Below are 22,567 nucleotides of genomic sequence, written 5' to 3' on the forward strand. Positions count from 1 at the left end.
CTACAATAGGTCATAGTTCTTTTGTAATTTTAAAGGATGAAATTTAAAGTAGTCTCAGAGTTCAAACCAACCGGCGATCAGCCAGGAGCCATAAAGCAAATTGTAGAAGGAATGGATGCCGGTGAGCGCTACCAAACCCTTTTGGGTGTTACGGGTTCGGGTAAGACCTTTACCGTCGCTAATGTTATTGAACAGGTGCAACGTCCTACCCAGGTGCTTGCCCATAACAAAATATTGGCAGCACAGTAGTACTCTGAATTCAAACAGTTTCTTCCAGAAAATGCGATTGAGCACTCTATCCTTTCAATTTATTAAATAAATGAAACCGACACATTCTCAAGTAAAAAGTCTATATGGATTATTTACCCAAAAATAAGCGCAATAATTAAATTAGGTTTTATTCGTTCAAGTGTTAAGGTATTAGCTGAAGTAAAGTATCCAAAATGAATTACTTAGTTAATTTTGTTCACCAAATTTAATTAAAACATACTATTTGCAAATTACTTAAATGGCATACTTTAAATGACCATTAAAGAAAAGTTCACTTTTAACAAATGAAGAAAATCAAGGTTTTTTTATTCCTGTCTGTATTTGTTCAATTCGTAGCTGCCCAGGTAACCCCTGTTGAAAAAGCAGCACTTTTAGCATTTTACAATGCAACTGATGGGCCAAATTGGGTAAGTGAAAATGATGCCGACTTGACTAATGATTGGAATTTTACGGGTCCCGTGACAGATGATTGGTTTGGTATAACAATTAATGGGGGTAATATAACCGCACTTGATCTAAATCTAACTAACGATTTAGCAGGAAGCAATAATCTAGTGGGAATAATACCAAACGAAATTGGAGACCTACAATGGTTAACTATTCTTGATTTGGCTATTGGCGAATTAACTGGCCCCATACCTTTAAGTATTACGACCCTTACCGATTTACAAACCCTTAACCTTTTTAATAATGATTTAACGGGAACAATTCCAGCTGCTCTCAGCAATCTAACACAATTGCAAATTCTCCATTTAGCACAAAACGAGCTGACGGGCGAAATTCCATTATCATTAACAACTTTTGCTAATTTACAATGGTTAACGTTACGAAATAATAATCTATCTGGTGAAATTCCGATTGAGATTACCAATATGGTAACACTAACGGTTTTACAATTGGATGGTAACCAATTTACGGGTTATGTATACCCAGAATATGGTAATTTAATAAACCTTACTATTTTTGGTTTAGAGCGTAATTTGTTAACTGGTACTATTCCTACCGAACTTGGCAATCTTATAAATATAGTTGATTTCAGAATTGGAAATCAAAACCTAACAGGAACACTACCAGTTTCTTTACGCAATTTGGTAAGGGCAACAAATATTAGTATCGATCATACTAACGTAAGTGGTGAAATTCCTCCAGAATATGGTGAACTTATTAATGTAGAACTACTTATCCTCTCTGAAAATAATTTAACAGGGCCAATACCAGATTCCTTTAGCAATCTAACTTCCTTAAAATGGTTGGATTTGAGAAATAACCAGCTTTCTGGGACTACACCTGATATTTTTTCAAATCTTACTCAACTCGAAATCTTATTTTTAGATTTCAATAAATTTACAGGTAGTATTCCAAATAGTATTACTTCCCTCATTAGTTTAATTAATTTCTCAGTTTCCAATAATCAATTGACTGGTACTATACCCCCTGGAATTAGTTCATTAACGAATCTCCAATCATTATATTTACAAAACAATCAACTGGAAGGAACAATACCTAATTTCACATCGCTGCCTGATTTCAGAACGCTAGTTTTCAGCAATAACCAATATCAATTTGGTGATTTTGAAAGTCAATTCGACCAGTATAGTATGAATCTTTCAATATTTAGTGATAATCCTCAGTCAAAAGTTAACGAAATAGAGAATTTATCCCGTAACATAGGCGATAACATCACCTTAATAACAACAGTTAGCGGCACTCAAAACCACTATCAATGGTTCAAAGACGGTGTCGCTATTATAGGTGCACCCGACAGCCCTACACTTACATTAAATAACATACAAGCTGCCGATGCGGGGGTATATTACGCAGAAATTACTAGTGATATCGTGTCCGACCTTACTTTAGAAAGAAATGATATTACTATAATTATTAATTGCGTAATGCCAACCGTTGATAATCCTGATGATGTTATTACTTGCGAAAGTTATACATTACCACCCCTTTCAGTTGACAATTACTATTATACCGATACAAATACAGGTGGCACACAATTAAATGCAGGGGATGTAATAACAGCTTCACAAACACTTTACGTGTATACCAGAACAAATGGTTGTTCAAACGAGAATAACTTTAATATTCAAATAGATAGTCCTACCCTAATCGATAGCATTTTAGATGTGGAGGTTTGCGAGAACTACGCTCTACCTATTCTCAACAATGGCAATTACTTTACTCAAACCAACGGTACAGGTACCGAGCTTTTTGCAGGTGATATCATAAACGTTTCACTGACCGTTTATATTTACAATGAATCTGCATCTTGTTCTAATGAAAACAGTTTTACTATATTGATAGACCCCTTATTATGCGAAGAAAAACCAGAACCTGAAATCTCATGTACAATTGATTTCCCCAATTTCTTTACACCAAATAATGATGGAGCGAATGACAATTATGTTCCCATTACAGATGTCTGTTCTCCAAGAGGTACATTAAGTATTTTTGACCGCTATGCAAAATTAGTGTTCCAAACAAACTCACTGTACAATACATGGGATGGGACTTACAATGGCAAACCTTTACCATCTTCAGATTATTGGTACCGATTTGAAAATATTGAAAACAAAGAAGTAATAACTGGCCATTTTGCATTAAAGCGATAGTTACCCAGAATATTTCAATCCAGTCACTTTAAATCACTCTTCTTTCGTAATTTTAAAGGATGAAATTTAAAGTAGTCTCAGAGTTCAAACCAACCGGCGATCAGCCAGGAGCCATAAAGCAACTTGTAGAAGGAATGGATGCCGGTGAGCGCTACCAAACCCTTTTGGGAGTTACGGGTTCGGGTAAGACCTTTACCGTCGCTAACGTAATTGAACAGGTGCAACGTCCTACTCTAGTGCTTGCCCATAACAAAACATTAGCAGCACAGTTGTACTCTGAATTCAAACAGTTTTTTCCAGAAAACGCGGTTGAGTATTTTGTTTCTTACTATGATTATTACCAACCGGAAGCTTTTATACCCTCATCTGGAATCTATATAGAGAAAGATCTTTCTATAAATGAAGACATTGAAAAACTACGTTTGAGTGCCACTTCGTCTTTACTTTCGGGGCGTCGTGATGTTTTAGTGGTGGCTTCCGTTTCGTGTTTGTACGGTATTGGAAACCCTGTGGAATTTCAAAAGAATGTCATCACAATTAAAAAAGACCAAGTAATTGCCCGCACCAAGTTTCTACATCAATTGGTACAGAGCCTATATTCTAGAACCACGGCTGATTTTAGAAATGGTAATTTTAGGGTAAAAGGAGACGTTGTTGACGTTTTTCCTAGTTATGCCGATCATGCTTTCCGTATTCACTTTTTTGGTGATGAAGTTGAAGAAATAGAAGCTTTTGACCCTTTTAACAACAATGTGATTGAGGTTTATGAAACTTTAAACATCTACCCTGCCAACATGTTCGTTACTTCTCCTGACATCCTCCAAGGTGCTATTCATCAGATTCAGGAAGATATGGTAAAGCAGGTAGATTATTTTAAGGAAATAGGGAAACCACTTGAAGCAAAACGTCTTGAAGAACGCACAAGTTTTGATTTAGAAATGATTCGTGAACTCGGCTATTGTTCTGGTATTGAGAATTATTCGCGCTATTTAGATGGTCGCCTACCTGGTACAAGACCTTTCTGTCTTTTGGATTATTTTCCTGATGATTATTTAATGGTGATTGATGAAAGTCATGTTACGATACCACAGGTACACGCGATGTACGGTGGCGACCGTTCTAGAAAAGTGAATTTAGTAGATTACGGATTCCGACTTCCTGCCGCTATGGACAACCGCCCTTTAAAGTTCGAAGAATTTGAAGCACTTCAAAATCAAGCAATATTCGTTAGTGCCACACCTGCAGATTACGAGTTACAACTAAGCCAAGGAGTGTTTGTAGAACAGGTTATTAGGCCAACGGGGCTTTTAGACCCTATTATTGAGGTAAGACCAAGCCAAAACCAAATTGATGACCTTGTAGAAGAGATTCAGTTACGGGTAGAGAAAGATGAACGAACCTTGGTAACCACTTTGACCAAAAGAATGGCCGAAGAACTTGCCAAGTACCTAACACGTATAAATGTTCGTTGCCGTTATATTCATAGTGATGTGGATACACTGGAAAGAGTAGAAATCATGCAAGACCTTAGAAAAGGTATATTTGATGTGTTAATAGGAGTAAACCTCCTTCGTGAAGGATTGGATTTACCAGAAGTTTCTTTGGTAGCAATTTTAGATGCGGACAAAGAAGGCTTTCTGCGAAGCAATAGATCGCTAACACAAACCGTTGGTAGAGCAGCAAGAAATTTAAACGGTAGAGCGATAATGTATGCTGATAAAATTACGGCGAGTATGCAGATGACCATTGATCAAACAAACTACCGTCGTGAAAAGCAAATTGCCTATAATACGAAACATGGTCTCGTACCAAAATCATTGAATAAAAGTTTGGATAGTGTACTCTCAAAAAATTCAGTTTCTACATATCATTTCCAAAAAGAAGAGATGAGAGCTGCCGAACCGGACCTCGATTATTTGACAAAAGATCAAGTTGAAAAAATGGTTCGAGAAAAAAGAAAGGCAATGGAAAAAGCTGCAAAAGAACTTGATTTTATGCATGCCGCAAAACTGAGAGATGAGATTAAATTACTTCAGGAAAAGGTCTAATTTTACTCCTTTTTATTAAAATTATGAATTTTCCTTACACGCTAAATATTATATTTACTTAACACACCTTTAGAAACTGATTTACAAATTAATAACCTCTATTTTTAGACAAGACTAAATTAGGTTTCAAAGTCATATTTACGCTTAAAAACACCTCTTGGCACTACTCTAGTTTTCTTCTTAAATATAAATGAAAATATGTTTTTTTCTAGACGCTCTTCATGCATTTTGATTTTAAGATGGTCACCTTAAAATCAAAATGGTCAAAACTTTCCCGACAATACTAGCATTATTAATATTCTTAAATCAATAAAAAAGAAGCACCTTAGAAATGACTCCAAGGCGCTTCTTCAACTAACCAACCAAACTTAAATCTACCCGATCAAATCGGGATTATGAAACGTTTTATCTTGACGATAAAACAACCAATCTAACTATTACTTTAATTCAATAAGACGCTTAGGTTTTGGCAAAGCTTCTTCTTTTTTGGGTAATTCTACCTTTAAAACACCATCAACATAATCAGCTTTTATATCATCTACATTGATTGATTCTGGAAGCGTAAAAGCTCTTTTAAAAGATGAAAACCTGAATTCACGGCGTGTATAATTCTCTTCTTTTACTTCCTCTTCATTTTTAAATTCAGATGAAATAGTTAAAAGCTCATTATCCACCTCAATATTAAAATCTTCTTTTTTTCTACCCGGCACAATTAACTCAAGATCAAAACTCTTTTCATTATCCTTAATGTTTACAGCAGGAGAGCTTCCGTCTGTATTCTCCATGCCTCCAAACCAATCCGGCTTGAAAATTTCATTCATTAATGCTGGGAACGCTAAATTATTTCTTTTTACTACACTCATGATTTTTATATTTTGAATTAAACTTTAATTTCAGGTGGTAAAAGTCAAATTATATACCAATTACAAAAACATGTCTTTTTGACATATTTAGTGCTTATTTGCATGACTAAATGTCATTTTCTACTATTTTAATATGACATTTTTACTTTTTCAGGTCTAATCATTGCGTTTAGCTAACACTTAACCAGTTATGATTCTTTTGCAAGGGTATGGTTCTAAGTGTTATTTGTAATACCTTGCTAAAAAATTCAAGGCCATGACTAATAATGACGTGCTCAAGAAGCTTAGAGTAGCCCTAATGTTTAGGGATGATGATATAATTGATGTTTTAAAGCTTGTAGATTTCAAAATCAGTAAAAGTGAATTAGGAGCCTTTTTTAGAAAAGACGACCATCCTAATTATATGGAATGCGGAGATCAAGTATTACGTAACTTTTTAAATGGTTTAGTAATATATTTAAGAGGTACCAAAGAGAGTCCTAAAACTCCCGGAGAAGTCCTTTCTAAGAAAACAGCTAAGCCTGAAGCTAAAGTCAATCATACAAAAAGACCTGATTTTAAAACCCAACAAGAAAGGAAGATTAATAAGGATATTACGAACGTAAAATACAAGAACAAAAAAAAATCCTGAGTTCGATGATGAGTCGTACTCAGGATTAAAGTTCTTTCAACAGGGTTTAGCCCGCTATTCGTACAGGCATGGTGTAAGCCCTTCCCACTTTATATTCCTGTACATTTACTTTCTGGTAATTAAGTTTCTCTTTCACAAACATTTCCAAAACCTCATTATCCGCATTAACGGTAAGAATTACAATCTCACGCTTTTCATTTAACGTGAAACGCACAAAAGCGGTCATGTCTACGTGTTTTGAAGACAAAGAATTATCTCTTAATAGTTCCGAAATTTGGACTGATAGGCTTTTAGAAGGATTTTCATTTTCTCCGTCATTAGCAAAAGTACTACCTACTGAAAGTAGCATTGCAGCTACCCAGACTAAACTAATTTTTCTCATGATTTATCGCTTTAAATGATTTGATGAATTACTTTAAAGACGACAGGGACATAAGATCGTTACCGAAATGCATTTATTTTAACATATTCTTGTGATTTGAGCTGGGCACTACATAAGAATACGGAGTTTAATCTGCATCAACTCTCAAAATTGATGTGCCTACTCATATTTTCTTCTACGGATATAAAAGATTCTATACCTCTAATACCTTCTATGGTTAGTATTGCTTCTTGATACAGATTCCTATAATGCAAGCTATCCTTAGCATGTACCTTAATGAATATATCATACTTACCAGTGCTATGGTGAATTTTAACCACTTCTTGAATTTTTGTCAATTCTTCTATCACCACCTTATACAAAAAGCTCTCACGCAAATAGATTCCTAAGAAGACAGTCATCTTATACCCCATCTTACTATAATCCAAACTTAAGGTCGATCCTTTTATAACCCCCATATTCTTCATCTTTCGGGTGCGCATATGCACTGTTCCCGGAGATATACCGGCGTTCTTTGCTACTTCCGTATATGGCATCTGCGCATCGCCGGATAGCAGTGTCAATATCTTATGGTCTACTGAATCAAGTTTATCTCTCATTTGTAGTCTTTTTCTTGGTTATTTAGGGTTCCATTTTAATCTTCATCCATCAACAGCCAACCTTACTTAACTGATAATACCTTAATATATTTCATCGTTTGAATGATTTTAGTAAAAATAGTTTAATGATTTTGAAAAAACAGATATAATTCACTAATTAAATCCGTTTTTTTATGAATATAATTAAATTTATACCACTGGTAATTTTCGATGTCATAAAAATGGTTTTTTAAACGTAATTCTCCAGATTGATAGATTTTAGAATCTTAAAAAAGGTAAATCTATCATATTGGTTATATAATTAAATAAACCTACCTATTCGTTAGATAAAACTACTATAACTACCTAAAACACAGTGTTCACAGGGGTTTTCAAATTTTTTTTTATCAAAAAGACGCACTAATATTGTGATGTCGTTACGTCATAAATAAATGACTATCGGCAGTAAAGTATCCGGAACTTTTCTTTAGAACTGCATTTGACCACCGTCCCCCCACGAAATGGAGAAGGTGTGGTTGGACAAATGAACAATGTTTAGTATCAACCAAAACCTTGTACTTATGAAGAACGCTCTAATACTATCACTCTTATTTTTAAACTGTATGTATGTATCGTACGGTCAAGAGACAACCATTACCGGATCGGTAATAGATGAAGTCGGTGTCGTGTTGCCTGGCACAGATATAATAATTAAAGGCACAACCAAAGGAACACTAACAGATTTTGATGGTAATTTCACTTTAGATGCTCCAGCAGATGCTATCCTTGTAGTATCATCATTAGGCTATGCCACCAAAGAGGTCCCTGTAAACGGCCAGACTTCAATTAAAATAACATTGGTCATGGCCGCGGAACAACTACTTGAAACTATTGTAGTGGGCTCAAGAAGACAAGGGAGGACAAAATTAGACACTCCTGTTCCTGTTGATGTAATCAACATTTCCGAAGCAGCTATAAACATGCCACAACAAGACATATCTCAAATGCTAACCGCGGCAGCCCCTTCATTTACTGCATTTACCAGTGGCGGGGGTGATTTATCCTCTTTTGTTAGTCAACCAAGCCTTAGAGGGCTTGCATCTAGTCAAATGCTTGTTCTTGTAAATGGTAAGCGAAGACACTCTTCAGCTATTTTAGCTGGTAATCAAACGGGAACTCCTGGTCCCGGTGTAGATATGAGATTTATTCCTTCTGTAGGAGTAGACCGAATTGAAATACTTAGGGATGGTGCTTCTGCCCAATATGGCTCTGATGCTATAGCAGGGGTGATTAATATGGTTATGAAAAAAGGAACAGGCGAATTTAAAGGTAGTTTAACTGCCGGCGCATATACCAACAAGCCTGGTTACGAAGATTCAGAATTAACAGCAGATGAAAGGTCTCTAAACAGATCTTTTGATGGCTGGGATGGTCAAAACTTTCAATTTGATGGGAATTACGGTATTGCGTTCGAGAATGATGGCTACTTTAATGCATCCGTTATGCTAGCTCAAGCGGAACGTACAGTGAGACCGAGTGTATTGTCTTTAGAGCGTGCTCCTTTATATGATGAATCTTATTTAACAAACAACAGAACGGAAACAAATGGGACACCAATTATTACAAACCCTGAGCTTATAGCTGCACAAGCTAGCGGAGATGCTGGCCTTATTAGTTCCCTGCAAACGGTACAAGGGCTTATGTCTGCAAGAGATATTGAACAAATTGATGTGGCTTCATATTCTGGTTTACCAGCTAAAACGAACATGAGTTTAGCTTTCAATATGGAAACTCCCTTAACAGAAACATCGGATTTTTATGCTTTTGGAGATATTGGCTATCAATATTCTGATGCATACAGCTGTTTTTATAGAAGATCCGCACAAGCGGACAGATCTAGTTATGATCTATACCCTAACGGTTTTAGACCTCAAATCTATAATGATCAATATAACATCTCCCTTGCTACTGGAATTACCGGAATGATTGGGGACTATGATTTTGATTTAAGTAACACATTTGGTACTAACTGGGCCAAATACGGAATGTTCAATACATGGAATGCAAGTATTGGCTCTGGATCTCCTACAGATATGAATCTTGGTACGCATAGTTTTTTACAAAACACTATAAACTTAGACGCTTCTCATTTTTATGAAGATATCCTATCTGGATTAAACGTTGCGTTTGGTGGAGAATTGAGATTTGAAAATTATATTATTCGAGCGGGTCAAGAAGAAAGTTATACAGCTGGCGATGCCGGTGTAATTACCGCTACAGAAGATAACCAAGCACTTGTTGGACCAGATGGTTTTCCTTTGGAAGATCTTTTCGGAAGCCCTTACGTTGACGAATTCGGAAATCCGTTATCTCTTGAGTATGCAGGTGTAAGTCAAGAATTGGTAAAGAATTACGCATTAAACTGTCAATGTTTTAGAGGTTATGCCCCAGAAAACGAAGGCAATAACTGGAGATCAGTTATGGCTGCTTACGTAGATATGGAACTAGACCTTACTAGTAATTTTTTAGTATCAGGTGCACTTAGAGTAGAAAATTATTCTGATTTCGGTAACGTATTAACTGGAAAATTCGCCGGACGTTATAAAATAGGTGAAAACTTCTCTTTCAGAGGTTCGTTCAGTAGTGGCTTTAGAGCTCCTTCTTTACAAGAACTGAACTACTCGCATAGTTACACATTCTTCGTAGACCTTGTTCCTTTTGATGGCACCCTTTATCCTAATAATAGTTCTGCCTCTCGCGCTTTGGGCGTTAGTGCTTTAACCGAAGAAAGATCTAGAAACTATAGTTTAGGTTTCACAACCAAAATTGGAAAAGTTGACATAACAGTTGACGCCTATAAAATTGACATATTTGATAGAATTTTTGAAACAGGAGAATTTGATGCTTCGTCTTCACCTGCGCTCGAACCTGTTATTGGTAGTGGTTTAGCAACGTTTAGAATCAATGGTGGTGATATAAGTACCCAAGGTATTGAAGCCGTTGTTAACTATAACACCAACTTAGGAGCTGGAAAGCTTGGATTGGTATTGGCCGGTACTTTTAGAGAAAACAAATTTGAAGGTGTAAACTTACCTGATTTAAATACCAACCTAACAGATGCTGAATTAGAAGAAAACTACGTAAGTCGTTCGCTTATCGGTCAATTTGAAACGGGTACGCCAAGTTCAAAAATTATAGGAACTCTTAATTACTCTATTGGCAAATTCTCTGCTATGCTTAGAGGTACACGTTTTGGGTCGGTTCAAACTAGAGATAACAACTTACGAACATTGGTTCCTGAAGGAACCCTAGGTTATGCTGATCAGTTTTTCACACCTGAGTTTACAACAGATATAGGGCTTACCTATAAATTTACAGACGCATTAAGTCTTACTGTTGGAGGAAATAACATATTCAATGAATACCCAGAAATCTTAAGATATGAACTACGTAGCTTCAATCTTTACTCACAATATCAGCAAGGATCTGCAGGGGCTTATTACTTTGGAAGATTAACTATTACCCTGTAATGATTTCAACTAACAATTAAGAAGAAGAAGATTATGAAAACATATAAAACTATTATCTTAATTTTTACCGTAGCTCTGGGACTTTTATCCTGTGAGCAAGAGAGACTAGAACCCGTACTTACTACAGCAGAAGGTGGCGGTACTTTAAGCACCTATCTGGCATACACGATTGAATCTACTGACCCATCAGGATCAAATGTATATGGTAGAATAGTTTTCTACAAAACAACTTTAGACCAAACTTTGGTTCAGGTTTCCTTGTATAATACAGTAGACGATTTAATGCACCCCGCACTCATTCTAGATGGCGCAATTGGCACAGAAACCACCACTCTAACGACTTTAGATACTGTAGACGGATCTACTGGTGAATTTGCATCAAGTAAGTTTTTCGTGATTACCGATGAGTCTTATTATGACGCTATCGAGACCATGGATGCTCACATAAACATTTACTTAAGCCCTACCGACGATACTATTGTAGCGTCTAGTGATTTAGGCTTAAACGCAGAACCTGTGGAATCAAATTAAACTTAAACTTTTTAACTTAAAACACATATTATTATGAAAACATTAGACAGAAGAGCTTGGTTGAAACGAGGAGCACTTACAGCTGCTGGGGCAATAGCTGCACCGTATTTGAGTTATGGGGCATTTGGTAACGAGCCAGTGACCATAGATGCTCAAGGCAATCTTCCATATACTCCCTTTTTTAAAGAGTATTTGCCTTATGAAGTAGACAAACCTGTTGAACTTCTTGCAAAATTAAATGCCAATGAGAACCCTTACGGACCATCTCCTATGGCAGTTGATGCTATGCAAAAATATGCACCAAAAGGTAACAGATATGCCTGGAAGGAGTTATATACACTAATAGATAAAATTGCAGTATTAGAAGGAGTTGAAGCCGAAACTATTATGATGGGGCCTGGTTCTTCTGACCTTTTAGAAAAAACTGCGATGGTATTTTTCCAAAATGGAGGAAATATTGTTTCTGCGGACCCTGCATACATGTCATTGATAAAAGTAGCTGAAGCTACAGGAGCAACATGGAAGCCCATCAAACTAAAAGATGATTGGTCTCATGATTTACCAGCTATGGAAGCTGCAATAGATGCTGACACAAAATTGGTATACATCTGTAACCCGAACAACCCAACGGGAAGTATGACAGACCATGAAGAGCTAGTAGATTTTTGTTCAAGAGTTTCTGAAAAAGTTCCAATTTTTGTAGATGAAGCCTATTTAGGATTTTTAGATGATGCTGCTAAAAAAAGTATGGTATCTCTAATAAACGAAGGCAAGAATGTAATGATTGCACGTACTTTCTCCAAAATTCAAGGTATGGCCGGCTTACGTGTAGGTTACATGGTTGCTCAACCAGAAACATTGGCTATCATTCAAAAGATAACAAGAGGTGGTATGGGTATTTCATTACCATCAGTTTATGCTGCAATGGCAAGTATGGATGATATTGAATTTTCAAACAAAACAAGAAAATTGAATTCTGAATGTAGGGAGTATGTTTATTCTGTATTAGACGGAATGGGCTATAGCTATGTACCATCATCTACAAGTTTTATAATCTTTCCTATTGAAATGGAAGGAAAAGCATTCTTAGAAAAAATGACCGCAGAAGGTGTTGGTGTTCGTGCTTTCAACATTATGGACAAAAACTGGTGTCGTGTTAGTATGGGTACTATGGAAGAAATGAAACTTTTTGGTACTGCCTTACAAAAAGTACTAGCTTAAAATTATGCAATGCCCCCAGAGAGTCGGTTTTTATAGTCAATTGCCTTGATATTTTAGACGCTGGCTCTCAACGGGTTATTTAACTCTTTTTACCTACTCATATCAATAACTCTTAAACTAATCTCCCTATGAATTTCGCCCTTCAAAATACGCTAGAACTATTACTCATTATTGGTCTAGGGTTACTATTACAAAAAAAAGTAGCGAAGCAAGACCTTAAAGGAGTAAAGGTTATTATTCTAAGTGTTGCCTTACCAGCCGTAATTTTCGTTGCGCTTTTAAAAATAAAATTAGATAGTTCTTTATTGATTTTCCCCTTGCTTGCTTTAGTATTTAACCTAGTTATGCTTTTAGCAACAAAATATCTATTAAATACAACAATATCTAAAAAAGAAAATTCAAAAAAACGAACTATAATGATGCTGATGCCCTCTTTGGCACCAGGTCTATCATGTTTTCCTTTCATTGCTATCTATTTAGGCGATGATTCTTTGGCATTAGCTGCTCTAGCTGATGTTGGAAACAAAATTTTTGTACTTATCCTCCTTTACATGCTTGCCGTTCATTGGTACCATAAAAGAGCATTAAAAGACTTAAAACCATCTACTTCCAGTAAGCTTAAAGGTTTGGGATTGGCATTAATAAAAGAGCCTATTAATATGGTAATCATTGTAGGTCTCTTACTATTGTCTTTTGGCCTTAACTTAGATTCCTTACCTGGTTTCATAAAAAATACAGCACTAAGTGTTAAGGTGATAATGACACCTTTGGTACTTTTATTCATTGGTATGGCAGTTCGCATAAAGTCAGGTGAATTTGGCTTGATTCTTTCTCTTCTTACAAGAAGAGCAGGCATTACATTCTGTCTATCCGCTATTTTTATTTTATTATTTCCGGCCCTATCAGCACCATTAGTACTTTTACTAATCGTATTTCCGCAAAGCTCATGTAGCTTTTGGCCCTTTGCTCATATGAGTGCCATTAGCTCTATGGAAGAAAATGACAAACAGGACAAACCAACCTTTGACATCAACTTTGCTGTAAATATTTTAGCATTGTCATTACCATTTTCAACCATGTTAGCTATTGGTATATTCTCTTTTAGTGATTTCTTTATCAACCCTACAATCTTACTCTTAATAGGATTTGGTATGGTTACCGTTTCATTTATCCCATATATAATTGAGAAAGTAAAGAAAAATAAAGAATCAGAATTGTCCAGTCAGTTCAATACGTATGTAGGAATTGATTCACAAACTTCAGAGGAAAGCTAGTTTAAAAAAATAACTTGCTTAAATTTATCAAAAAAACAAAACATGACAATTGGTATCCCCAAAGAAGTTAAGAACAACGAAAGTCGTGTAGGTATGACTCCTGCCGGTGTATTTGAACTAACCAAAAACGGTCATATCGTTTATGTGCAATCCGGTGCGGGAGATGGCAGCGGATTTTTTGATAATGATTATAAAAAAGCCGGTGCCCTTATTTTAGACACCATTGGCCAAGTTTATGGCATTAGCGAAATGATCGTGAAGGTCAAAGAGCCTATGGCTGAAGAGTATGATCTGGTACAACCTGATCAAATAATTTTCACATACTTTCATTTTGCATCCAGTGAACCATTGACCAAGGCAATGATAGAAAGCAAATCTATATGTATTGCTTATGAAACCGTGGAAGATGAAGATGGCACCCTACCCCTTTTAACGCCAATGTCCGAAGTTGCCGGAAGAATGGCAATTCAGCAAGGTGCTAAATATCTAGAAAAACCTGCAAAAGGAAGAGGAGTTCTATTAGGTGGCGTACCTGGTGTTGCTCCTGGAAAAGTTCTTATTTTAGGTGCTGGAGTCGTTGGTGTACAAGCCGCAAAAATGGCTGCTGGTCTAGGTGCTCAAGTAACCGTATTAGATATTAACATGAAACGTTTGAGGTATATAAACGATGTTATGCCTCCTCATGTAATAACCGAATTTTCTAACGAATTCAATATTCGTAAGTACATAAAAACACATGACCTTATTATTGGTGGTGTTCTTTTAAAAGGAGCAAAAGCACCTAATCTTATTACTAGGGATATGCTTAAAGAAATGAGACCAGGAACGGTTATTGTAGATGTTGCAGTAGACCAAGGTGGTTGCGTAGAAACTACCAGACCTACCACTCATGAAGATCCTATTTATATTATTGATGATGTTGTTCATTATTCTGTGGCAAATATGCCCGGAGCGGTGCCTTACACTTCTACCGTAGCACTTACCAATGTTACTTTACCCTATGTATTAAAGTTGGCAAATTTAGGGTGGGCAACTGCCACTGATAAAGACCCAGCATTAAAGAAGGGGTTAAATATTATTAATGGAGAAGTAGTTTATGACGGATTAATGGAAGCTTTCTAAAAATTAGTGCTTACTGTAAACACCATAAATAAAAAACGGTCTCCTCTAAAGAGACCGTTTTTCAATTATAAAATGAGAAGCTTTTTTTATCGTTTTGCAACTTCAATTGGAATACGATATACAATACCTTTTTGGAAAGTACCTTTAGATAATTTTTCGTAATCGATAGCACCTTTCAAATATGTTCTTAGTGCTTCGTTATCTGTTTCGATAGAAAGAATTTTTAAATAATTTCCTTCATCAACAGCAACTCTAACCTCTGCTTTAGAGCCTCTAATTTCGTTAGGAATTACATTTTCACTTAACATCTCATAAATTTGAGATGTAAGTAATTGTACTGCTTTTGGCTGATGTGATTCTGGAGTGCCGGCAAATGCAAAGCCTATGTTCAACGCCATCATCACCATAAGTGCATAAACTGATTTTTTCATGATATTTTGTTTTGTTTTGATAATCAGATAATTAATTCATATTAAAGATAACATAATACAAAGCTCTAATATTGTTAATTTAATAAATTTTAACACTACAAAACAGTAATGTCATAAAATAGAGCTAAAAACTAACGAAACCTCAGCTTTTTACCCTAAAGTCTTTCCGTGCATGTCAAGACCGGTTATAAAATTCTTTATTTATAATGAAAAAAAAGAGGGATGAACCAAATGGTTCATCCCTCTTTAAAAATTATAAAAAGTGTGAGAGTCTAGCTCAATACTTCTTTTACGATATCAGCAGCTTCTTGAAACTGAACTGCAGAATGTACTGCTAAACCAGAATTATCAATGATTTCCTTAGCAATTTCTGCGTTAGTACCTTGTAATCGAACAATAATAGGAACTTTAATAGCGTCTCCCATATTCTTGTAAGCTTCTACAATACCATTTGCAACACGGTCACAACGTACGATTCCACCAAAAATATTAACCAGAATTGCTTTAACACCTTCATCCTTTAGAATGATACGGAAAGCTTCTTCTACCCTTTTGGCATCAGCTGTACCACCAACATCTAAAAAGTTAGCTGGTTCACCACCTGCCATTTTAATTAAATCCATAGTGGCCATTGCCAATCCGGCTCCGTTTACCATACAACCAACATTTCCATCTAAATCAACATAATTTAGACCTAATGCTCCAGCTTCAACTTCAATTGCATTCTCTTCGCGTAAATCACGCATTTCTGCATATTGTTTTCTACGGTAAAGTGCGTTATCATCAATAGATACCTTAGCATCTACTGCCATAATCTTGTCATCTGATGTTTTCAACACAGGGTTGATTTCAAACATACTTGAATCACTCTCTACATAAGCTTTATACAAGGCGGTAACAAATTTTGTCATTTCCTTGAATGCCGTACCGGAAAGGCCCAAATTAAAGGCTATTTTTCTAGCTTGAAAACCTAAAAGACCTGTAGAAGGATCAATCTCTTCAGTAAAAATAAGTTCAGGAGTGCTTTCGGCAACCTCCTCAATATCCATCCCACCTTCTGTAGAATACATAATCATGTTTCTACCTGTACCTCTATTTAGTACAACTGACATGTAAAACTCTTTGGTCTCACTATCGCCTGGGTAGTATACATCTTCGGCAACTAAAACTTGGTGTACTTTTTTACCCGCTGCAGATGTCTGTGGGGTAATTAAGTTCATTCCTATGATGTTCCCTGCAATTTCTTCTACTTCTTTAAGGTTTTTGGCCAATTTTACACCTCCGCCTTTACCTCGACCACCTGCATGCACCTGGGCCTTTATAACGTGCCAACCTGTTCCGGTCTCTGCCGTTAACTGTTTTGCAGCCTCAACCGCTTCCTTTGGATTATGGGCCACGATACCGCGCTGAATGCGCACACCGAAACTGGCTAAAATCTCTTTTCCTTGGTACTCGTGAAGATTCATATATTAAGGTATATTTAGATTCAGAAGCAAAAATAGCAAACCCAGAGGATTTAGACTAATGAAATATGGAGTTAGTTGTAAGCAAAGAAAATCTTATTTAATAAATACTTCTTTGTAACCAATGTAATATAGCACTATTATTAACCTAAAACATAGACCTCCAATCAATAAAAAAAAGATCTACAGGTTAAAGTCCTCAAAATCTAACGGATCAAAATTCTTGAAATTACCGTTCATTTCTATTGTCTTTTTGGTCCGGTTTACTTCGCTTAACATAGAAATGGTGGAAATTAAATGAGATTTCATAAATAATAATCGATCTCGCTCACTAGGCATTTGCAATAATTGATATTCCTGATTAAATGAAAGTCCCATCTTATGCACCAATACATAACTATTAAACTTCTCTAATGGTAATGGGGTATAAGGAACGGCCATAAGCTCATATAGTTCATGTATTTTATCTAGTACTTCTTGTTTTGTTTCTTTATCAGCATCATTTACACTGTCTAAAAACTGAATGGTACCACCGGCATAGAGTTTCCCTTTCATTTGTTTTTCAAAACTAAGAATACGGAAAACCTGGCGTGCCACGCAAGTTACATCCATCTCACCATTATCATACGTGTTAACTATCTCTACCAATTGTACCTCTGTACCATAGATCATATTATCATTAATATAAACTGGAATACCAAAGGTAACTGCCTCTTTTCTACAGTCTACTATTAATTGTTTATAACGATCTTCAAAAATATGCAGGGGTACTGTTTCTCCTGGAAAAAAAATAGATTGTAAGGGTAATAATGCCAGCTTCATAATATAAAATTTGGTCTAAAATACAACTGAATTGACTAACCACAAACAAATTTTAAAACCTTGTTTGTTTTAAAAATAACAATTTGTTGTATTTTTTATAATTGTGGAGGATTTTTTGCCCATATGGGATTAACGGATTAAATTTGCACTAAATACCGAAGGATATGAATAATGCCGATTTGCTAAATATAGCAAAAACCTATGGAGATCCCGTTTACGTTTACGATTCGGAAAAAATAATTTCTCAGTTTCAGAGACTTACAAGCGCTTTTAGTAGCGTAAAGAAATTAAAACTTAACTATGCCGCAAAGGCATTGTCCAATATTGCCATACTTAAACTAATGAATAGTTTAGGCAGTGGTCTGGATACAGTTTCTATTCAAGAAGTTCAATTAGGATTACTTGCTGGTTTTAAACCAGAATCAATAATTTTCACCCCTAACGGTGTTTCTCTAGAGGAGATAGAGGAAGCTTCTAAATTGGGAGTTCGTATTAATATAGATAACCTTTCTATTTTAGAACAATTTGGTAGCAAGCATCCAGATGTACCTGTGTGTATTCGTATCAACCCGCATGTTATGGCTGGTGGAAACGCAAATATTTCAGTAGGTCATATAGATTCAAAATTTGGTATCAGCATTCATCAGATTCCACATTTGTTGCGTATTGTTAATGTTACCAACATGAACATTAACGGTATACATATGCATACCGGTAGTGATATTTTAGATATTGATGTGTTCCTTTATGCTTCCGAAATACTTTTTGATACCGCTAAAAACTTTAAAAATCTAGATTTTATCGATTTTGGAAGTGGATTTAAAGTTCCTTATAAAGAAGGTGACATTGAAACCAATGTTGAAGAATTGGGTAAAAAATTAGGTACTCGTTTTAACGAGTTCTGCAAAGAATATGGAAAGCAACTTACCTTGGCTTTTGAACCAGGAAAGTTTTTGGTTAGTGAAGCAGGTAACTTTCTTGCAAAAGTAAATGTGGTTAAACAAACAACTTCTACCGTTTTTGCTAGTATAGATTCCGGTTTCAACCATTTGATCAGACCTATGCTTTATGGAGCTACTCACAGAATTTTAAACATTTCTAATCCTACGGGAAGAGAGCGTTATTATTCTGTTGTAGGCTATATATGCGAGACCGATACTTTTGCTAGCAACAAAAGAATTAACGAAATAAGTGAAGGAGACATCCTATGTTTTAAAAACGCAGGTGCTTATTGCTTTACTATGGCCAGTAATTACAACTCAAGATTTAGACCTGCAGAGGTTCTATGGCATGAGGGCAAAGCTATATTAATTAGGGAACGAGAGACTTTTGAAGATCTTACTAAACATCAGATAGATGTTAAAAATCTCTTTTCTCAGAATAAGGAAAAAGCTTTAGCAAAATAAACTTGTTAGATTTTCGTTAGTTTTGGTACATTAGTTGGACTAATACCGCAAAAATCAAGATGAAAATACCCGCCACATACGCTTTAAAATTTGTTCTATTTCTTTTTATAGGACTAACAGCAACAAACATTAATGCCCAAGAGGTAAAATGGTTGAGTTGGAACGAAGCAGCTGAGTTGATAGCTACGGAAAAGAATCCGAAGAAAATTTTTATAGATGTCTATACAGATTGGTGTGGATGGTGTAAAAAAATGGACAAGGATACTTTTCAAGATTCTGAAGTAGCCGCTTACATGGCCGATAATTTTTATATGGTGAAGCTAGATGGTGAAGGCAAAGATCCAATTGATTTTAAAGGAAAGACCTATAAATTTATTCCATCAGGTAAAAAAGGGTATCATGAATTTGCTGCTGCGCTTATGCAAGGCCGAATGAGTTACCCAACCACTATTTTTTTAGATGAAGAAATGAATATGCTTTCTCCGGTACCTGGTTACCAGAAACCTGAGCCTTTCTTAAATATCGCTAAATACTTTGGCGATAATATTTATAAAGATCAAGACTGGAAGACCTACACGGGCGAAGGAAAATAAGATTTTAAAATAAAACATTACGAAGCCCGATAGCATTTATATGATATCGGGCTTTTTTTATGAGTCAAAAGCTCAATTACCCTATTCTTCTTGTATTCGTTTTTACTTTTGAGTACTTTCATTCTACCAAAGCAAATTCCCAGTTCAAAAGTTCATGAAAACATTCTTTATCACAATAATTGCAAGCCTCGCTCTTCTTTCCTGCGTAGACAAAAATAATGCTCCTTTTAAATTAGAAGATGGAGTTTCATTAGAATTGGCAAACCATAGAAAAGGCCAAATTTCCAACATAAACTATCAACTCGATTTTAAAATACCAAAGGATAGAACCTCGCCTATACCCGCAAAATTAGTTCTTAATGTAGAAGTTTCTAATCTAGAGGCTCCGTTATATCTAGACTTTAAAGAACAAACTGCCAATCTAAAATCTATTGTAACTAATAACAAAAGTATTTCCGTTGTTCATAAAGAAGAGCATATTATAATTGCATCAAAATATCTTAAAGTTGGCAAGAATACCATAGAAATTGAGTTCATTGCTGGTGAATCATCATTAAACCGAAACGATACATATCTCTATACACTTTTAGTTCCGGACCGGGCCCGAACGCTTTTTCCATGTTTTGACCAACCTAACCTAAAAGCTACTTATTCCTTAGCTATTACAGCGCCAAAAGATTGGGCCGTACTTTGTGGTGCTCCAGAAGTCAGCAAAGAAGAAATTAAAGGTTCTATTAAGCATCATTTTGCCAAAAGCGACCAAATGAGCACGTACCTTTTCTCTTTTGTTGCGGGTGAATTCAAATCTACCCATCAAAACCTAGGTAAGTTTGATATGAAAATGCTGTACCGCGAAACCAACGAGGATAAGATTGCCTTTAGTACAGATACCATTTTTAATCTTCATCAACAGTCAATATCCTTTTTAGAAGATTATACCAACTATAAATTTCCCTTTCAGAAACTAGATTTCGCAACTATTCCCGGTTACCAGTATGGAGGTATGGAACATGTGGGTGCTGTTCAATACAAAGAAAGCACCTTGTTTTTGGATGAAACAGCTACTGAAAACCAAAAACTACAAAGGGTAAAACTCATAGCTCATGAAACAAGCCACATGTGGTTTGGAGATTTAGTAACTATGGACTGGTTTAATGATGTTTGGATGAAAGAAGTCTTCGCTAATTTTATAGCCGATAAAATCGCAAATCCCGTTTTCCCGGAAATCAATCATGACCTCGCCTTTATGACCACGCACTACCCTAGAGCGTATGGAGAAGATAGAACCAGAGGGTCTAATCCTATTCGCCAAGAACTGGATAATTTACAGAATGCAGGTTCCCTCTACGGAAGTATTATCTACAGCAAAGCACCTATAATGATGAGGCAGCTGGAAGCAGCTTTAGGCAAGGAAGCTTTTCAAAAAGGGGTTCAAAAATATATTAAAACTTACAGCAACAGTAATGCTACTTGGAACGATCTTATAACCTTGTTTGTGGAAAACACAGACGTAGACATTGAAAAATGGAGCGAGGTTTGGGTGAACGGTCCGGGGCGCCCTATATTTCACGAACAAATAGTGTACGATTCCAATGAGAGAATAATGTCTTTTACCATAAGCCAAACTGCAGAAGATGATAGTTACCGGGTGTGGCCACAAACTTTTGACATAGCTCTAGTCTATAAAGATAGTTTACAGAACATTGCAGTTGATATGAAAGGGAGCAGCGTAGAACTTAGCGCAGCAGTAGGAAAATCAAAACCCTTATCTATTATCTATAATTCCAATGGCATGGGCTATGGTGTTTTCCCCATGTACGATATAGAAAGCCAAGAAACCCCTGAAATTAAGGATGATATTGCGCGTGGCTACATGTACATCAATAGTTATGAAAGTGCCTTAAACGGTTTAATTAAGCCCGAAACTATATTAGAATACTACCGTGAAAGCTTAGCTACTGAGAAAAACGAGCTATTGACCAATCTACTCTCCGGTTACATTAGCAACATTTTTTGGAAGTACCTATCTCCCGAAGAAAGAACAAAATACCAACCTCTTCTTGGAGACATGCTTTGGTCTCAATTACAGATGGACATTCCTGCTAACATAAAGAAAACCCTATTTTCGACTTTTCGTTCAATTGCTTTTTCGGAGAAATCAAGAGCCCAATTGTATAACGTTTGGCATAAAGATCTGATCATACCCAATTTAAAACTGAACCAAGATGACTACACCAAAATGGCAATAAATTTAGCTCTATTCAATCATGTCGACTACCAGAACATTTTGCAAGAGGCCAAGCAAGATATTAAAAACCCTGATGATTTGGCGAAGTTTAATTTCTTACTCCCTTCGTTATCAAATGATTTGACTATCAGAAATGATTTTTTCGAATCTCTTAAAGATAAGAAGAACAGGCAAAAAGAATCTTGGGTTTTGAATGCTTTAGGCAACCTAAATCATCCCTTAAGAGATGAAGAAAGTATTAAAAACCTAAGAACAAGTTTGGATATGTTAGAGGAAGTTCAAACCACAGGTGATATTTTCTTTCCTAAAGGATGGCTCAATAATACCATCGGTAAACATACATCTGCCGAAGCGTATACTATTTTAAATGATTTCTTAAAAGATAACCCCAATTTAGAACCGACTCTATTGAGCAAGCTATTACAAGCTTCCGATGATTTATATAGGGTGCATACTTTGAGCGAAAAAGAAGATTCAGTTCCTGCCAAGTAGCATTTGATTTTGCGGGAATAGCAAATAACAAAAAAGAGCCCTCC

At 35.9% G+C, this 22,567-nt stretch carries 17 protein-coding genes and 1 pseudogene; 12 read left to right on the forward strand and 6 right to left on the reverse strand.

The features are described from left to right. Positions 1 to 36 precede the first annotated feature (36 nt). From IWB64_RS00740 to uvrB, 3 genes and pseudogenes are all read left to right on the forward strand, one after another. A pseudogene (locus IWB64_RS00740) lies at positions 37 to 246 on the forward strand (DEAD/DEAH box helicase family protein); the annotation flags it as partial. Positions 247 to 554: 308 nt separating this feature from the next. Beyond that, entirely contained in the window at positions 555 to 2,888 is a 2,334-nt protein-coding gene (locus IWB64_RS00745) for a T9SS type B sorting domain-containing protein (RefSeq protein WP_194532215.1), read from the forward strand. Positions 2,889 to 2,947: 59 nt separating this feature from the next. Further along, positions 2,948 to 4,936: an excinuclease ABC subunit UvrB gene (uvrB, locus tag IWB64_RS00750; protein ID WP_194532216.1), complete on the forward strand. Its 1,989-nt coding sequence runs from the start codon at positions 2,948 to 2,950 to the stop codon at positions 4,934 to 4,936. A gap of 437 nt (positions 4,937 to 5,373) precedes the next feature. Here uvrB and IWB64_RS00755 read toward each other — a convergent pair whose 3' ends face one another. Beyond that, positions 5,374 to 5,799 carry an Hsp20/alpha crystallin family protein gene (locus IWB64_RS00755; RefSeq protein ID WP_194532217.1) on the reverse strand — a complete coding sequence of 142 codons (426 nt, stop codon included), beginning with the start codon at positions 5,797 to 5,799 and terminating at the stop codon, positions 5,374 to 5,376. Positions 5,800 to 6,055: 256 nt separating this feature from the next. Between IWB64_RS00755 and IWB64_RS00760 the strand changes: the two genes are divergently transcribed. Further along, the gene (locus tag IWB64_RS00760; protein WP_194532218.1) at positions 6,056 to 6,430 is read left to right on the forward strand and encodes a DUF1456 family protein; all 375 of its coding nucleotides are present in this window, start codon (positions 6,056 to 6,058) and stop codon (positions 6,428 to 6,430) included. A 46-nt stretch (positions 6,431 to 6,476) separates the two neighbouring features. Here the strand turns inward: IWB64_RS00760 and IWB64_RS00765 are convergent, their stop codons facing one another. Both IWB64_RS00765 and IWB64_RS00770 read right to left on the reverse strand, forming a co-directional pair. After that, positions 6,477 to 6,812 (reverse strand): hypothetical protein, encoded by a 336-nt coding sequence (locus IWB64_RS00765; RefSeq protein ID WP_194532219.1) that lies wholly within the window; start codon positions 6,810 to 6,812, stop codon positions 6,477 to 6,479. 137 nt (positions 6,813 to 6,949) lie between these two features. Beyond that, on the reverse strand, positions 6,950 to 7,411 hold the full coding sequence (locus IWB64_RS00770; protein ID WP_155594395.1) for an Lrp/AsnC family transcriptional regulator: 462 nt from the start codon (positions 7,409 to 7,411) through the stop codon (positions 6,950 to 6,952). Between the two features lie 560 nt (positions 7,412 to 7,971). On the opposite strand from IWB64_RS00770, the gene IWB64_RS00775 reads away from it, so the two are divergent. The 5 genes from IWB64_RS00775 (at position 7,972) to ald (ending at position 15,068) form a co-directional block, all read left to right on the forward strand. Next, entirely contained in the window at positions 7,972 to 10,920 is a 2,949-nt protein-coding gene (locus tag IWB64_RS00775; RefSeq protein ID WP_194532220.1) for a TonB-dependent receptor, read from the forward strand. Between the two features lie 33 nt (positions 10,921 to 10,953). Next, positions 10,954 to 11,451: a hypothetical protein gene (locus IWB64_RS00780; RefSeq protein ID WP_194532221.1), complete on the forward strand. Its 498-nt coding sequence runs from the start codon at positions 10,954 to 10,956 to the stop codon at positions 11,449 to 11,451. Between the two features lie 33 nt (positions 11,452 to 11,484). Next, the gene (locus IWB64_RS00785; RefSeq protein WP_194532222.1) at positions 11,485 to 12,672 is read left to right on the forward strand and encodes a pyridoxal phosphate-dependent aminotransferase; all 1,188 of its coding nucleotides are present in this window, start codon (positions 11,485 to 11,487) and stop codon (positions 12,670 to 12,672) included. Positions 12,673 to 12,800: 128 nt separating this feature from the next. Beyond that, a complete protein-coding gene (locus tag IWB64_RS00790; RefSeq protein ID WP_194532223.1) occupies positions 12,801 to 13,946 on the forward strand; it encodes an AEC family transporter in 1,146 nt (381 codons plus the stop codon). A 42-nt stretch (positions 13,947 to 13,988) separates the two neighbouring features. Next, positions 13,989 to 15,068, forward strand: coding sequence for an alanine dehydrogenase (gene ald, locus IWB64_RS00795; RefSeq protein WP_194532224.1), 1,080 nt, complete (start codon positions 13,989 to 13,991; stop codon positions 15,066 to 15,068). Positions 15,069 to 15,154: 86 nt separating this feature from the next. Here ald and IWB64_RS00800 read toward each other — a convergent pair whose 3' ends face one another. From IWB64_RS00800 to IWB64_RS00810, 3 genes are all read right to left on the reverse strand, one after another. Then, positions 15,155 to 15,499 (reverse strand): hypothetical protein, encoded by a 345-nt coding sequence (locus tag IWB64_RS00800; protein ID WP_194532225.1) that lies wholly within the window; start codon positions 15,497 to 15,499, stop codon positions 15,155 to 15,157. 272 nt (positions 15,500 to 15,771) lie between these two features. Next, positions 15,772 to 16,965, reverse strand: coding sequence for an ADP-forming succinate--CoA ligase subunit beta (gene sucC / locus IWB64_RS00805; protein WP_194532226.1), 1,194 nt, complete (start codon positions 16,963 to 16,965; stop codon positions 15,772 to 15,774). Positions 16,966 to 17,145: 180 nt separating this feature from the next. Next, positions 17,146 to 17,784, reverse strand: a complete 639-nt coding sequence (locus IWB64_RS00810) for an LON peptidase substrate-binding domain-containing protein (protein ID WP_194532227.1) — start codon at positions 17,782 to 17,784, stop codon at positions 17,146 to 17,148. Between the two features lie 164 nt (positions 17,785 to 17,948). On the opposite strand from IWB64_RS00810, the gene lysA reads away from it, so the two are divergent. From lysA to IWB64_RS00825, 3 genes are all read left to right on the forward strand, one after another. Beyond that, positions 17,949 to 19,190, forward strand: a complete 1,242-nt coding sequence (gene lysA, locus IWB64_RS00815) for a diaminopimelate decarboxylase (RefSeq protein ID WP_194532228.1) — start codon at positions 17,949 to 17,951, stop codon at positions 19,188 to 19,190. A 59-nt stretch (positions 19,191 to 19,249) separates the two neighbouring features. Continuing rightward, positions 19,250 to 19,783 carry a thioredoxin family protein gene (locus IWB64_RS00820; protein ID WP_194532229.1) on the forward strand — a complete coding sequence of 178 codons (534 nt, stop codon included), beginning with the start codon at positions 19,250 to 19,252 and terminating at the stop codon, positions 19,781 to 19,783. A 154-nt stretch (positions 19,784 to 19,937) separates the two neighbouring features. After that, entirely contained in the window at positions 19,938 to 22,523 is a 2,586-nt protein-coding gene (locus IWB64_RS00825; protein ID WP_194532230.1) for a M1 family metallopeptidase, read from the forward strand. Positions 22,524 to 22,567 lie beyond the last annotated feature (44 nt).

The organism is Zobellia nedashkovskayae (assembly GCF_015330125.1).
Lineage (GTDB): Bacteria > Bacteroidota > Bacteroidia > Flavobacteriales > Flavobacteriaceae > Zobellia > Zobellia nedashkovskayae.